Annotated in this window: 13 protein-coding genes and 2 pseudogenes; 12 read left to right on the top strand and 3 right to left on the bottom strand. The window is 49.2% G+C overall.

Annotated features, from left to right (window positions below; all coding sequences use genetic code 11):
* Positions 1-41 precede the first annotated feature (41 nt).
* Complete coding sequence (locus FHS18_RS30010) at positions 42-1214, top strand: MFS transporter (RefSeq protein WP_183604094.1); 1173 nt, start codon at positions 42-44, stop codon at positions 1212-1214.
* 66 nt (positions 1215-1280) lie between these two features.
* Here the strand turns inward: FHS18_RS30010 and FHS18_RS30005 are convergent, their stop codons facing one another.
* Positions 1281-1907: a CBO0543 family protein gene (locus FHS18_RS30005; RefSeq protein ID WP_183604093.1), complete on the bottom strand. Its 627-nt coding sequence runs from the start codon at positions 1905-1907 to the stop codon at positions 1281-1283.
* A 228-nt stretch (positions 1908-2135) separates the two neighbouring features.
* Here FHS18_RS30005 and FHS18_RS30000 point away from each other — a divergent pair, with 228 nt between their 5' ends.
* The 4 genes from FHS18_RS30000 to FHS18_RS29985 all read left to right on the top strand — a co-directional run bounded on the left by FHS18_RS30000 (position 2136) and on the right by FHS18_RS29985 (position 6729).
* Positions 2136-2687, top strand: coding sequence for a TetR/AcrR family transcriptional regulator (locus tag FHS18_RS30000; protein WP_183604092.1), 552 nt, complete (start codon positions 2136-2138; stop codon positions 2685-2687).
* 92 nt (positions 2688-2779) lie between these two features.
* The gene (locus FHS18_RS29995; RefSeq protein ID WP_183604091.1) at positions 2780-3736 is read left to right on the top strand and encodes an NAD-dependent epimerase/dehydratase family protein; all 957 of its coding nucleotides are present in this window, start codon (positions 2780-2782) and stop codon (positions 3734-3736) included.
* A 90-nt stretch (positions 3737-3826) separates the two neighbouring features.
* Positions 3827-5266: a DHA2 family efflux MFS transporter permease subunit gene (locus tag FHS18_RS29990; protein WP_183604090.1), complete on the top strand. Its 1440-nt coding sequence runs from the start codon at positions 3827-3829 to the stop codon at positions 5264-5266.
* On the top strand, positions 5263-6729 hold the full coding sequence (locus FHS18_RS29985; protein WP_183604089.1) for a multicopper oxidase family protein: 1467 nt from the start codon (positions 5263-5265) through the stop codon (positions 6727-6729). Before FHS18_RS29990 ends, FHS18_RS29985 begins: the two co-directional genes overlap by 4 nt.
* A gap of 6 nt (positions 6730-6735) precedes the next feature.
* On the opposite strand, the gene FHS18_RS29980 is transcribed toward FHS18_RS29985, so the two are convergent.
* On the bottom strand, positions 6736-7092 hold the full coding sequence (locus FHS18_RS29980) for a winged helix-turn-helix transcriptional regulator (RefSeq protein ID WP_183604088.1): 357 nt from the start codon (positions 7090-7092) through the stop codon (positions 6736-6738).
* Positions 7093-7248: 156 nt separating this feature from the next.
* Between FHS18_RS29980 and FHS18_RS29975 the strand changes: the two genes are divergently transcribed.
* The 4 genes from FHS18_RS29975 (at position 7249) to FHS18_RS29960 (ending at position 9921) form a co-directional block, all read left to right on the top strand.
* Complete coding sequence (locus tag FHS18_RS29975) at positions 7249-8043, top strand: SDR family NAD(P)-dependent oxidoreductase (RefSeq protein WP_183604087.1); 795 nt, start codon at positions 7249-7251, stop codon at positions 8041-8043.
* 135 nt (positions 8044-8178) lie between these two features.
* Entirely contained in the window at positions 8179-8751 is a 573-nt protein-coding gene (locus FHS18_RS29970) for a hypothetical protein (protein ID WP_183604086.1), read from the top strand.
* A 157-nt stretch (positions 8752-8908) separates the two neighbouring features.
* Positions 8909-9217 (top strand): DUF1806 family protein, encoded by a 309-nt coding sequence (locus FHS18_RS29965; protein ID WP_183604085.1) that lies wholly within the window; start codon positions 8909-8911, stop codon positions 9215-9217.
* Complete coding sequence (locus FHS18_RS29960; RefSeq protein WP_183604084.1) at positions 9214-9921, top strand: PIG-L family deacetylase; 708 nt, start codon at positions 9214-9216, stop codon at positions 9919-9921. Before FHS18_RS29965 ends, FHS18_RS29960 begins: the two co-directional genes overlap by 4 nt.
* Positions 9922-9949: 28 nt before the next feature.
* Here FHS18_RS29960 and FHS18_RS29955 read toward each other — a convergent pair.
* Positions 9950-10766 (bottom strand): annotated as a pseudogene (locus tag FHS18_RS29955) (aldo/keto reductase).
* A 171-nt stretch (positions 10767-10937) separates the two neighbouring features.
* Here FHS18_RS29955 and FHS18_RS29950 point away from each other — a divergent pair.
* The 3 genes and pseudogenes from FHS18_RS29950 (at position 10938) to FHS18_RS29940 (ending at position 12637) form a co-directional block, all read left to right on the top strand.
* Positions 10938-11178, top strand: a pseudogene (locus FHS18_RS29950) (MerR family DNA-binding transcriptional regulator).
* 93 nt (positions 11179-11271) lie between these two features.
* Positions 11272-11874, top strand: coding sequence for a dihydrofolate reductase family protein (locus FHS18_RS29945; protein WP_183604083.1), 603 nt, complete (start codon positions 11272-11274; stop codon positions 11872-11874).
* 55 nt (positions 11875-11929) lie between these two features.
* Positions 11930-12637, top strand: coding sequence for a DNA alkylation repair protein (locus FHS18_RS29940; RefSeq protein ID WP_183604082.1), 708 nt, complete (start codon positions 11930-11932; stop codon positions 12635-12637).
* Positions 12638-12798 lie beyond the last annotated feature (161 nt).

Here is a 12798-nt window from a genome sequence, read left to right as displayed (position 1 = left end):
TGTTTTGAACGGCTTGGGTATCCTTGAGAAGGTAGGCGAATATGGAGAAACAAAAGAAGATATTGATTTTTATATTAACGATCGGGGTCTTCGGTATCTTAAATACCGAAATGGGGGTTATTGGGTTATTGCCTTCCATCGCCGAACACTTTAATGTCAGCATAGCTACAGCGGGACTGACGGTAAGTCTTTTTGCCATTGCGATTGCGGTGTCCGGTCCTACAATGCCATTATTGTTTTCGGGATTTGATCGCAAGAAGGTCATGCTGCTTGTATTAGGTGTTTTTGTTGTGGGCAATGTTGTATCCATATTTATAGCAAACTTCACTGCTCTACTAATTGTTCGTATCATTCTGGGATTATTTCATCCCATTTATTGTTCCATGGCCTTCACTGCAGCTGCTTCCTCAGTAAGCAGAGAAGAAGCGCCAAAAGCGGTTTCTAAAGTTTTTATTGGCGTATCTGCCGGGATCGTAGCCGGCGTACCGATCGCCAGTTTTATCGATAGCGCATTTTCGTTTGAGTTAGCGATGGTATTCTTTGCGATTGTCAACGGTATGGTATTCATGGCTACATTGATTTTCGTACCCTCTATGCCTGTTGGAGAGAGGCTCTCGTATGGTACGCAATTTTCCATATTGAGAAAATCGATCGTTTGGATTTCCATTGTAACGGTTATTTTATTAAATTCGGCTGTATTCGGGGTTTATAGTTATCTGGCTGACTATCTGAATACCGTAACGAATATGTCTCCGAATGCCATAAGCGGAACGTTATTCATTTTCGGCGGAGCCAATATGATTGGAAACATTGTCGCAGGTAAATTGCTTACTCATTCTGCCATGAAGTCTATCGTAGCTTTTCCTTTGTTACTGGGTGCGATCTATATCGTTTTCTTTTTCGCAGGTCAATTTGCCGTACCTATGGCATTGCTCACTTTCATATGGGGGATATTGGCTGGAGGAATAATGGCTAACATTAATCAATATTTAATCGCGTCCGCAGCTCCCGAAGCGCCTGATTTCGCCAATGGATTATTTATATCTGCCTGTAATGTGGGAACAACATTGGGCGCGGCTGTCGGAGGAGGCATTATATCCGCGATGGGTACACCATATGTCGTGTTAGTGGGCATTCTTTCGTTATCTTTGAGCCTTGTTGCCATTCTACTCAGAAACTATATCATGACTCCCAAACATCGGCTTTCGAGGTAATGGGTACATTGCTAGCCCGCTTCTATTGGAAGCGGGCTTTAACTTTGAGTAAGTGTCGTCGTAACTTCAGTGCCGAGCGCGTCGGCCGCGATGAATAGCTGCGCGGGAATTGGAACCTTCAATCCCGTTAGATTGCTTGTTGAGGTAGACGAATGCATTAAGAATGAGCTTCGCCAAGCTAGACCCGCAGAAGTAATTCACGAAAATGATGAAGTAATTGAAGCCGCGATACATCTTGAACATATCTAACCACACGAAGATCGGATGGATAATAAAGGCGAATAAGGCGGACACACCGGCGGCACATAGATAATAATTTATTCGTTTGCGTGACTGCCACTGATACATGAGCATGAAGGCAACGGGAATCATTGAGCTTGTCAGCGTAAAGCTCGTGGGTAATACGGGGACCATTTTGAATGGATATGACCAGAAACCATAGTTCGTACCAATGGTGTCTACATAGAGGCCAAGTACATGAATGGCAAAACCGTAAAAGCCAATCTGATACACACGGCTGCGGTCTATCTTGAAGAAAAGGACTAAGAGCGGGACGGCCAGTAAAATAACTGTCAGCCAGAATCGCCACGACTCAAAGTCTGAGAACTTCAACCAATAGCTGATGGAGTCCAAATTCGTATCGCGGTAGCTTTGGATGATGTGATTCAGTTCTTGTTTTTGTTCGGTATCCATGGGGGTCAGCTCCTTTGTTGTTATGTTTCCCGCAGTTTCGATTCTGTATTACATTGGATGGCAAGGGTAATATTCACAGGTGTTATAGTCATTGCCTTGCGGCCGCGCCGAGACGCTTAAATTGCATGAATACTACAAGTAAGCTATACTTGACTGGCATTCCGTTATTGATTAGCCAATAATTTTAATCGCTAATTAATCGCTAATAAAGAAAGAGGTGTAGGGAGTTTGGCAAAGGATGAGAAAAATAGCGTGAACCGTAAAGCCGAAATCATTTCGGCAGCGATTGAGGTTTTTGCCGAGATGGGTTATTATCGCGCGACGACTGCGCAGGTTGCGGAACGGGCTAAGATTTCCCAACCGTATGTGTTTCGTTTTTTCGCAACAAAGGAGGCGCTGTTGCTCGGCGCACTAGAGATTTCGTGGGTGAGAATACAACAATCTTTTCGACAGGTCGTGGAAAGCGCGGGGGCTCCCGAAGAATTGGAGCGTGACCTGATCGAGGCGTATAAGGAAATCCTAGCCTCCCATATGAATGAGACGAACTTGCAAATGCAAGCCCAGACGATGCGCGAAGAGTCGATTCGGGAAGTGATGCGGGGCGGGTTTCGGGGAGTGCATCGAATCGTGCTGACCGCTTTTCGCCAGAAAGGGTTGCAGAATTCCGAAGACCGGACCGTTATGTTTCTGGCAAGGGGCATGCTGTGCAATATCTCGTGGGCGCTTGATATTCCGGAGCTCATCGAGGGGAAGGATTATACAGCCGAGGCAATACGTTGAAAATTAGTTATTGACCAATCACTCATACGATGGTATAGTTTGGTTATAGATAAGTGATTGATCAATCACAAATAAAAAGGAGATGACTTAAAATGAAAAAAGCGATTGTAGTCGGTGCAACAGGCGGTACTGGAGCGGTTATTGTGTCTGAACTTGTGAAGCGGGGGATACCGACCATTGCCTTCGGACGCTCTCGCCAAAAGCTGGAGGAGCTTGCCAGTGGGCTAGGCAATCCTGCTCACCTGTCGCTCGCTACGGGAGATGCACTCCGGTCGGATGATATTGCTGCCTCGGCAAAAGATACGGATGTTCTGTTCCATAGCGCGAACGTTCCGTACAATGAGATGGCAAGCAAGTTGATCCCTCTCGGTGAATCCATAATGGAGGCGGCTGAGCGGCTGAGCCTTAAGATCGTCGTTATTGACGGAATTTACCCTTATGGGAGAAGACAGATGGATCGCGTAACCGAGGAGCATCCCAAGCAACCTCATACGAAGAAGGGAAAAGTACGACTTGCTTTTGAGCAGATGATCTTCAGCGACAGATGGAAAAAAGCGCGTCCGATGATCGTGCGTCTTCCGGATTATTATGGACCGACCGCCAATCAGGCTTCTTATTTAGGCGGAACGCTAGATGCGATCGCTGCTGGCAAAATGGCCTTTTTCGTTGGTAATATGAAGACCCCCCGCGAATATGTCTATTTGCCAGACGCGGCCAACATGATTGTCGAACTTGCGGGTCGGGATCATGCTTATGGGCAGAATTGGAATATCCCTGGTTCCGACATCATATCCGGCCGTGAGATTGTCCGCATCGCTCAACAGGCAAGCGGCACGAATAAGCCCGTTGTCGCGCTAGGAAAGGTTGGATTGTCGCTGCTTGGATTATTCGTTCCCGTCATGAAGGAGGTTGTGGAAATGTTGTACTTAACGGAAGAGCCGCTGCGCTTAAGCGGGGAGAAGTATAAGCGTCAGATCGGGGCTATTCCGGCAACCAAGCATGAAGTCGGTATCGCGGTGACCATTCGGGAATTGCAGAAAAAGAAGTGAATTTTCGCTAATAGTAATTGGTCAATCAATATCAAAAAATGAGGATGCTTAAACAAGCAAATCTCAAAGAATAAAAAGGAGATACGTGTTATGACGGTAACGGCTCAATCGTTTCAAGTAAGGTCCGGGGCAATATCCTATCGGTGGTGGGCACTGATTGCACTCGCTTTGGCGCAGTTCCTGGTCGTATTAGACGCTTCCATCGTGAATATCGCTCTTCCCGCCATCGGCTCCGAACTCCACATGGGCACCAGTCTGTTGGGCTGGGTAATTACGGCCTACGTGTTGCCTTTTGGTGGACTGCTTCTACTAGGTGGCAGGCTGTCCGACAGGTTCGGGCACCGTAGATTATTCATCGCCGGCGTCGCAGGTTTCTCCATCGCTTCGGTGGCAGCGGGATTATCCGTATCAGGGGAGTGGCTGTTAATGGCAAGAGCGATTCAGGGTACCTCGGCCGCGCTTCTGGCACCGGCGGCGCTTGCTCTCCTGACTAAGTTGTTCGCAGATCCGCAAGACCGAGCGAAAGCGCTCGGCATCTGGGGGGCGGTCGCGGGCATAGGAAGCGCGGCAGGCGTTCTATTAGGCGGGATTCTTACCTCCTTCTTAGGCTGGTCGTCGGTTTTCTATGTGAACGTTCCCGTCGGCATTCTGGTTATCGCAGCGGTGCCCTTCCTCATTCCTAAAGATGTACCTAGCGAAGGCGCTGGCATGGATATGTCGGGAGCAGCTGCGGTGACTGCGGGTATAACCGCACTGGTCGCCGCGCTCTCCGGAACGGAACGCGTCGGTTGGACTTCGACGCAAACGTTGGTATTGGCGGGCTTGGCTGTTATTCTGCTCTCATCGTTCATCTTCTTGGAAAAGCGAGCCGCGAATCCGCTTATGCCGCTGACCATCTTCCGCAATCGATGGGTGACCGGCGGCAATCTGGCGATGTTTCTCATTGGCGGCGCGACAACGGCATTATTCTTCGCGCTCTCGGTTTACATGCAGCAGGTACTGCACTATGACGCGATGAAGGCAGGGCTTACCCAACTTCCGATGGCAGCGGCTTTGGTTGCGATTGCAGGAGTTGTTCCGGCAATAGTCACGGCATTCGGGACGGGACGTTCGCTGGCTGCATCTCTTCTTCTGCTGGCTGCAGGTCTGGTATGGCTATCCTTCGCGCCAAGCGATGCTGCATTCATGATCCATTTGCTTGGCCCAACCATGCTGATTGGCGTCGGGCTGGGCGGTGCATTCGTATCCGGAACGGAAGCCGCGGTCCACGGTGTGGCCGATGACGAAACAGGTCATGCAAGCGGCTTGGTCAATACAAGCCAGCAAATCGGCGGGGCAATCGGAATGGCGGTATTAACGGCGTTATCTTCCGCCCGAACGAACGGCCTGCTTGAGCAAGGCGTAGCGCAACCGCAAGCGTTGACCGGCGGTTTTGGTTCGGTGTTCTTAGGGGCTGCCGCTTTGGCGATCTTAGGTGCTATCGTTGTCCTCACGGTAGTTCCAGGCCATAAGAAGGAGGAAGTAGTATGACATGGAAAGGAAAAGCCGGCATCGCGGGATTGGCATTAACTATCCTGCTAGGTACAGTCATTGGAACGTACTTTTGGCAAATGCGGCTGCAAAAACCGTTTGACGTTAACATGGCTGCTATGCATCACACGGGCGGCATGAACGGGCATGAACATGGCACCGTGCATGGTGCCACGTCGACGGGACTACAACCGTCCCTGTCATGCGAAGCGATCATTGCAAAAGCGGGAGAGGAGCCCGTGCATGAGATTCAACTTACCGCTGCGCAACAGGTAACGAAATTGGATAATGGGCAAATCGAGGAGGTATGGGCATTCAATAGCCTCACGCCTGGGCCGGAAATTCGAGTGACGGAAGGCGAAAGAGTGCGTGTCGTGTTGAAGAATACGGACATACAGGAAGGTGTCACCGTCCATTGGCACGGGATCGTCCTTCCATGTTCGCAGGACGGCGTAGCCGGCGTAACGCAAGAAGCGGTAAAGCCGGGGGAGCAGTTTACATATGAATTCATCGCCGACCATCCGGGTACTTACTGGTACCACTCCCATCAGGCCAGCTCGGTGCAAGTCGAAAAGGGCTTGCTGGGGAAGCTCATTATCGAGCCCTTGACGAACCGCTTTGAATACGACCAAGAGGAGACTGTTCTCATTCAGGAATTGAACGGAACGATGCTCATGAACGGTTCGACCCAAGGCGTGGATATCCAGGCCAGTCCCGGCCAGACGCTACGACTGCGGATGATTAATGCCGCTAACGAAACGGAAATGATTCGCGTGAACGGAGCAACTTTCCGCATTATCGCGATGGATGGCCACGATCTGCACGAGCCGGAGATGCTGGAACATCATCAATTCCAAGTAGCGGCGGGGCAGCGCTATGATCTTCTCCTTCAGATGCCACGGCAAGGCAAGGTGATTGTCGAGAGTGAATCAGGTTTGAAGGCGGCATTAGGATCAGGCAACGATCCCGAGCCCCGTTCCGATTATACCTTGTTCTCCTGGACGGATTATGGAACTCCGGACCCCCTTGCTCCCGTCGAAAACTTGACCTTCGATCAAAGCCATACGCTCGAGCTCGGTCAAAATTTATTCGTCAAATCGATTAACGGCAAGAGCTTCCACGAAATCCCTCCGATCGTGGTGAAAGAAGGTCAACGAGTGAAGCTCACGATCATTAATGAAGGGGGAGGGGATCATCCTTTTCATCTCCATGGGCACATCTTTCAAGTGCTCAGCCGCAACGGCCAACCGCTGAGCGGCAGCCCCGTCTTTCTCGATACGCTGGCGACGCAAGAAGGAGAAACCTACGAGGTCTATGTGAAGGCGGATAACCCGGGTTTGTGGATGATGCATTGCCACAATCTGATGCATGCTTCCATGGGGATGAGCATGATGTTCAATTACGAAGGCGTTTCAACGCCTTACAGGGTGGGAACCAAGACGGGTAATCTACCGGATCTGTAATGGTGGCTACTCGTTCAGAATGCTTTCTTCAAGTACGTCGTATTTGTTTCCGTAAACCTTGACGATATGATTCTCGCCCCACTTGCACAACGAATCCAGTATATCTTTGAGCGACCAGCCGTACTCCGTCAATGTATATTCGACCATCGGCGGGACTTGGCTGTACACTTTTCGTTCGATCACGCCGTCGCTCTCGAGCTCTCGCAATTGCTGTGTCAGCATTTTTTGCGTGATACCTGGCATGAGTCTCTTCAATTGATTGGTTCGCCTTGTACCGAGAATTAAATGGCATAGAATGACGACTTTCCATTTACCGCCAATGACCTCTAAAGCTGCTTCAACCGGAATATTATACTTCTTCATACGTTCACATCCTTGGGTACTTTTCTGTACCTATGGTACCACAAAGTACTTATAGCACTAAATAGTGCGTACTTTTTTATTCTACTCGAACGATCTACAATGAACTCGAGCTTAAGGCAAGCGTAATAACCATAACAAACATTTGGAGGTAATCGTATGGAATTAGGATTGAAAGATAAGTTGGTTCTTGTTACAGGTTCAACCGGAGGCATCGGAAAGGGGACCGCGATAAGCTTTCTGCAGGAAGGTGCCCGCGTCATTATCAACGGCAGAACGGAGAAGGGCGTAAACGCAGCCGTCCAGGAGTTGGCGGCATTCGGCACGGTGTACGGTATTGCGGCTGATGTGTCCAAGGCGGAAGAAAGCCAGTTGCTGGTGGAGAAAGTAAACGAAATCGGTTCGCTGGACGTGCTAGTGAACAATACGGGGATATTCGAAGTCAAACCGTTCGCAGACGTTACCGATGAGGAGTGGATCGACTATTATCAGACGAATGTGCTGAGTGCCGTAAGACTTTCCCGTGCTTTCCTCCCCGGCATGATAGAGCGAAATTGGGGTCGAATCATTAATCTTGCCAGCGAGGCAGGGATCAAGCCATACCCGGAATTGATACCCTATGGCGTTTCGAAAACGTCCCTAATTACGCTCTCCCGAGGATTGGCCGAATTGGCCAAAGGTACTGGCGTAACGGTCAATTCCGTACTTCCGGGTCCGACGTGGACGGAAGGATTCGCAAAGTTTATTACCGACTTGGCTCAAGAGAAAGGCCAGGAGCTGGAACCTTTCATTCGAGAATACTTCCAAGATAGCACACCTACATCCCTAATTCAGCGTTTTGCAACCGTAGAAGAAGTAGCCGATACCATTGTCTTCCTGAGTTCGGTCAATGCCGGTGCCATCAATGGCCACGCTCAGCGCGTCGAAGGCGGCATCATTCAGTCCATACTATAAGCTTATACGATTCCAGTCTAATCCTTCATTTCCACCGAATATGTACATAATCCACTCTTGTCCGTTTCTATTTTTTCATAGATTCATAGTATTTATATCGTAAGGGTTAAATACGATGAAAAGTGAGTGGTTCTTATGAATAATAAGGGGAAATTGGTTACTAGGAATAAGGTAACCCAAAAATCTTCTAGAACGAAGCCAACTTCTGGGGCTTTAACTAGCAGGAATAGCGTAAACAAAAGAACGGCTAAAAAAACTTCTAAAAAACCAGTTTCAGCCTTAGTTACGGGGTCAGCCTTTAGAGCGTTAGCTAGTAACAATCAAGCGATATTACCGTTTGCTAGAACTAAAATTCAATTTACGAACGAACAATTTGATTTAAACAATGAATATGGTTCAACTTCAAGTACGTTTGTTCCCAAACAAACGGGTATATATACGATTAATTCCAGTGTGGTATTTGGCCCAGCTGTTACGAACCAACTCACTTCGATCTCAATGAATGTGCTAGTAAACAATGCCGTGGTAGCTACGACTTTAAAAAATTTCGTTCCTACTGCTGCTTTCTCCGTACAAATAAGCCCTATTCTCAGGCTGGGTGCTGGAGATCGAGTTGAAATCATATTTACCGCGAATAGGGAAGGACAAATATTCCTTTCGGACTTCGGCAACCAAGTATTCACAGCCTTCCAAGGGGCAAGAATTTAATGTGAGGTCAAGTCCGTATTTACTATATAACCTAATATTGATATTTATGTTTTGAAGAGCTTAACTTTGCGGGCTGCAAACGTTTAAGCTCTTTCTTGTATAATATACGAAGAAGCCTGTCATTTCGTATTCTAGTCACGAGGGAGCACAGAAGTAGATGATCCAAATAAGCAAATCAAAGGTCGAAGCAGTATTGCAGGGCTTCATCGGGTCGGATGCGTATATCCATAGCGAGGCCACTGCATTCGTATTCGTACGCAATTTTAAGGTGCATGTTACCCAATCGTTTATAGCGGGGGAAGGCCCTTTCCGTGTGGCTCTTCGTTTCGATGGGCATGGCTGGCTGCGAATGGAAGCGCTCACGCATTATGAGGCAGATGAGAACAAGCTTTTGCTGGCCGGGTATGACGATAGAGGTCGGTTGAACGTTGCGCTTCACTTAGGAAAGGAGCCGTTTCCGGAATGACTATCCCTGATCAAAACACGCGAAAGATCCTGGCGGTTTTTGCCCATCCTGACGACGAGTCGTTTATCTGCGGGGGAACGCTCGCAAAATACGCTAGCCAGGGCGTTGAGATTACGCTGGTCAGCGCCACTCGAGGGGAGATGGGACGACGCATGGGGAATCCGCCTTATCTCAACCGGGAATCGCTGCCCGCTGCCCGCGAATTGGAGCTGCGGCAAGCTTGTACGTGCTTGGGCATCGAGCAGCTTCATTTTTTTGATATCCGCGACAAGATGGTGGAGTTTGCCGATGAGGAGAGCCTGATTGCACGAGTATCCGCTCTCATCCGTGATATTGATCCTGATGTCGTGCTTACTTTTCACGAACGGCTGGGCGGGCATCCGGATCATTGCGCAATCGGAAAAGCAACGACCGCCGCTCATAAGCGGACAGGACATCGCAGCCATTTATATTTCATTACGTTCGGCGATATGATGAACCATCCGGAGCGGTTCGGGTATACCCGTAAGGATGTGATTAGAATCGACGTTCATGCCTTTTTGGAAGCGAAGCTGGCTGCGTTTCGTGCCCATCGTTGCCAGACGGAAATTGACGAGTGGGTATGGCTGCCCGACCAAGAGGCGCTGAAGAGGTTCGGCAACTATGAGTATTTTTTGAAGGGGAATACCGGAACGCCGAATCGGGATCTCCAGGATTTGTTTTAGTAACATAATCATGTATAAACGGCCGTATTCACCCCAACGGATCGCGGTACGATAAGAAAAGACTTTTCCGCGTATCGAGCGTGGAAATTTGTTCGATGTCGTCCGTGCTCAATTCAAAATCGAAAATGTTAAAGTTCTCGACGATCGTTCCTTATTCACCGACTTCGGAATTACAACGACTCCACGCTGAACGAGCCAGCGAAGCACGACTTGGGCGACGGACTTGTCGTGTTTTTCCGCGATCGAGGCCAACACTTCGTTCCCGAACAAGTTGTTAAGTCCTTCAGCGAATGGCGCCCACGACTGGTGCTGCACTCCTTGCTCTTTCATAAAGCGGCGCTCTCGTTCTGGTGGTAGAACGGATGCGTTTCGACCTGATTGACGGCAGGCATGATTTCGTTATGCACGATAAGGTCCATCAAACGGTCAGGCAGGAAATTGCTGACTCCGATCGCCCTGATTTTGCCTTCACGGTACAGGTCTTCCATCGCACGCCAAGCGCCGTAGTAATCCCCGAAAGGTTGATGGATAAGATATAAATCCAGACAGTCAAGCTGGAGCTTCTTTAGGGATTTGGCAAACGCCAGCTTGGCACTCTCGTAGCTGGCATCCTGAACCCAAAGCTTGGTTGTAATGAACAACTCCTCACGCGGTATACCACTGTGCTTGATCGCGCGGCCCACCGCTTCCTCATTCAGATAACCGGAGGCAGTATCGATTAGGCGGTAACCGGCCATTAGCGCTTCCTATACGACTTTCTCGCATTCTTCAGCATCAGGAACTTGGTAAACACCGAAGCCAATGATCGGCATTTTCACACCATTGTTTAATGTAACGGATTGCATTGTAATTCCTCCCAGTGTTCAAATGTATAACAGCAAGCGGCGCTAACCCCCAGAATCAGGCGCTATCACGGGGATTCCAGTTACGACCCGTTTGCGTTACACTCAGCTTAGAACCTTCGTGTTACACGAAGTCAAGTTGTTATAAAACTTGTTTTTCTAGGGGGATTTCACATGCATACAGTCAAAGAAGCTGCTCGAATAACGGGACTCACCGAGCACGCAGTGCGCTTTTACACGGATAAAGGTCTGGTGCCAAGCGTACTTCTATCAGGCCATTTTGGAGCACCGCTCACCAGATACGATGACCCCTGGCAACTGGGACAAAATCAAGCATATGCATAGCGACGTATTTTACTCGCCTGCTATTCATCATAAATCCGCCGCTATTCAACGAAAGGGCAGATTAGATTAGCAATTTGTAAGAAACAATCCGACCTGAAATGTCCTAAAATGCAGGATATAGATACTCCATAAACAGCTTTAATAGGAAAGGATGAACAGCAAAATGGGAGAACTCGTTGTGCATATGTTCATGACCTTGGATGGCGTCATTCAATCTCCCGGGTCGCCTGATGAAGACCGTGATGGGGGATTCGGCTATGGCGGGTGGCAGGAACCGTATACAGATCCGGAGTCCGGACAAATAATCGCGGCTGATTATGCGAGCCTCGACGCTCTGTTGATCGGTCGTAAGACGTACGAAAACTTTGCGTCTTACTGGCCGCAGGCGCCAGATACAAACCCGTTCACCAAGCTGATGAACGAGAGACCCAAATACGTCGCATCCCGGACATTGACCAAAGTTGATTGGAATAATACAAAGCTGATCGACGATGATCTAACCGCAAGCGTGCCTTTGTTGAAGGAACGGTACGCGGAGGTGCACGTTGCCGGCAGCAGCGACCTGGTCCAGACATTGTTACGACATGAGCTTATTGACCGAATGAACATCTGGCAGTTTCCTGTATTGCTCGGGAAGGGAAAACGATTCTTCGGTGAGGGTACGCTACCGACGGCCCTGCAATTGATTGAATCCAGAACGTTCTCCAAAGGGGCGGTTCTATTGCGCTACCAACTTGTGGGAAAACCGTCATTCGGTAGCATGTGAACGAGCTTAAGTTATTGAGATTATGGCCGAATATGTTCAGGAGCGTGAACAAGAGATGACCTATGAAGAAACCATGCAGGCATTGGCTGGCATGGGCAGCGAACAGACGAAAAGCACGTATATTCGCCATGGCGCGAAAGAGCCGTTCTTTGGCGTCAAAATCGGGGACATGAAGAAGCTCGTTAAGCATGTCAAGAAAGACCAAGCTCTCGCTCTGCGGCTGTATGAATCCGGCAATTACGATGCGATGTACCTGGCAGGGCTTAGCGTCAATCCGAAGACGATTACCAAAGAACAGTTGCAGCATTGGGTAACGGGAGCCAATTGGCATTCGCTCGCCGAGTATACGGTAGCGAGGGTAGCCGCGGAAAGTCCGTATGCGGTTGAACTGGCGGTGGAGTGGATTGAATCGCCGGAGGAACTGGTCGCCGTAAGCGGATGGAGCACGTATGCTAATTATGTATCGGTTGCGCCAGACGAAGCGCTCGACATGGAGACGATACGCGGTTATTTGATCAGAGTGCGCGACTCCATTCACGGCGAGCGCAACTGGGTCCGCTATGTGATGAATACGTTCGTTATCTCGGTCGGCGCATACGTTGAGGCATTAACGGAGGAAGCGAAGGCAGTCGCCGAAGCGGTCGGCAAAGTGCATGTGGACGTCGGCAATACGGCATGCAAAGTGCCGCTTGCAACGGAATATATCGGTAAGATCGAGGCGATGGGCCGAATCGGCAGCAAGAAAAAGACCTGCATTTGTTAACCGCATTCTCGCAAATTACCCATGGAACTCCTGAGAATTCGCGGGGGTTCTTTGGCATGCCCAGAAGATAAATCATTAAGCTCAATCAAGCGGGAAGCTGCCTAGGGAGAGCTTCATGATAACCGAAATGATATATCAACTCTAGGTTAATACATGCTTGT

Origin of the sequence: Paenibacillus phyllosphaerae (assembly GCF_014192105.1) — a bacterium.
Taxonomy (GTDB): Bacteria; Bacillota; Bacilli; order Paenibacillales; family Paenibacillaceae; genus Paenibacillus_Z; species Paenibacillus_Z phyllosphaerae.
This window is presented reverse-complemented; position numbering and strand designations above follow the sequence as displayed.

Coding starts and splice junctions, on each gene's coding strand:
- FHS18_RS29970 (WP_183604086.1), top strand. CDS start 8,179: ATGAATAATAAGGGGAAATTGGTTACTAGGAATAAGGTAACCCAAAAA.
- FHS18_RS29985 (WP_183604089.1), top strand. CDS start 5,263: ATGACATGGAAAGGAAAAGCCGGCATCGCGGGATTGGCATTAACTATC.
- FHS18_RS29965 (WP_183604085.1), top strand. CDS start 8,909: ATGATCCAAATAAGCAAATCAAAGGTCGAAGCAGTATTGCAGGGCTTC.
- FHS18_RS29995 (WP_183604091.1), top strand. CDS start 2,780: ATGAAAAAAGCGATTGTAGTCGGTGCAACAGGCGGTACTGGAGCGGTT.
- FHS18_RS29940 (WP_183604082.1), top strand. CDS start 11,930: ATGACCTATGAAGAAACCATGCAGGCATTGGCTGGCATGGGCAGCGAA.
- FHS18_RS30005 (WP_183604093.1), bottom strand. CDS start 1,907: ATGGATACCGAACAAAAACAAGAACTGAATCACATCATCCAAAGCTAC.
- FHS18_RS29975 (WP_183604087.1), top strand. CDS start 7,249: ATGGAATTAGGATTGAAAGATAAGTTGGTTCTTGTTACAGGTTCAACC.
- FHS18_RS29945 (WP_183604083.1), top strand. CDS start 11,272: ATGGGAGAACTCGTTGTGCATATGTTCATGACCTTGGATGGCGTCATT.
- FHS18_RS29960 (WP_183604084.1), top strand. CDS start 9,214: ATGACTATCCCTGATCAAAACACGCGAAAGATCCTGGCGGTTTTTGCC.
- FHS18_RS30010 (WP_183604094.1), top strand. CDS start 42: ATGGAGAAACAAAAGAAGATATTGATTTTTATATTAACGATCGGGGTC.
- FHS18_RS29980 (WP_183604088.1), bottom strand. CDS start 7,092: ATGAAGAAGTATAATATTCCGGTTGAAGCAGCTTTAGAGGTCATTGGC.
- FHS18_RS29990 (WP_183604090.1), top strand. CDS start 3,827: ATGACGGTAACGGCTCAATCGTTTCAAGTAAGGTCCGGGGCAATATCC.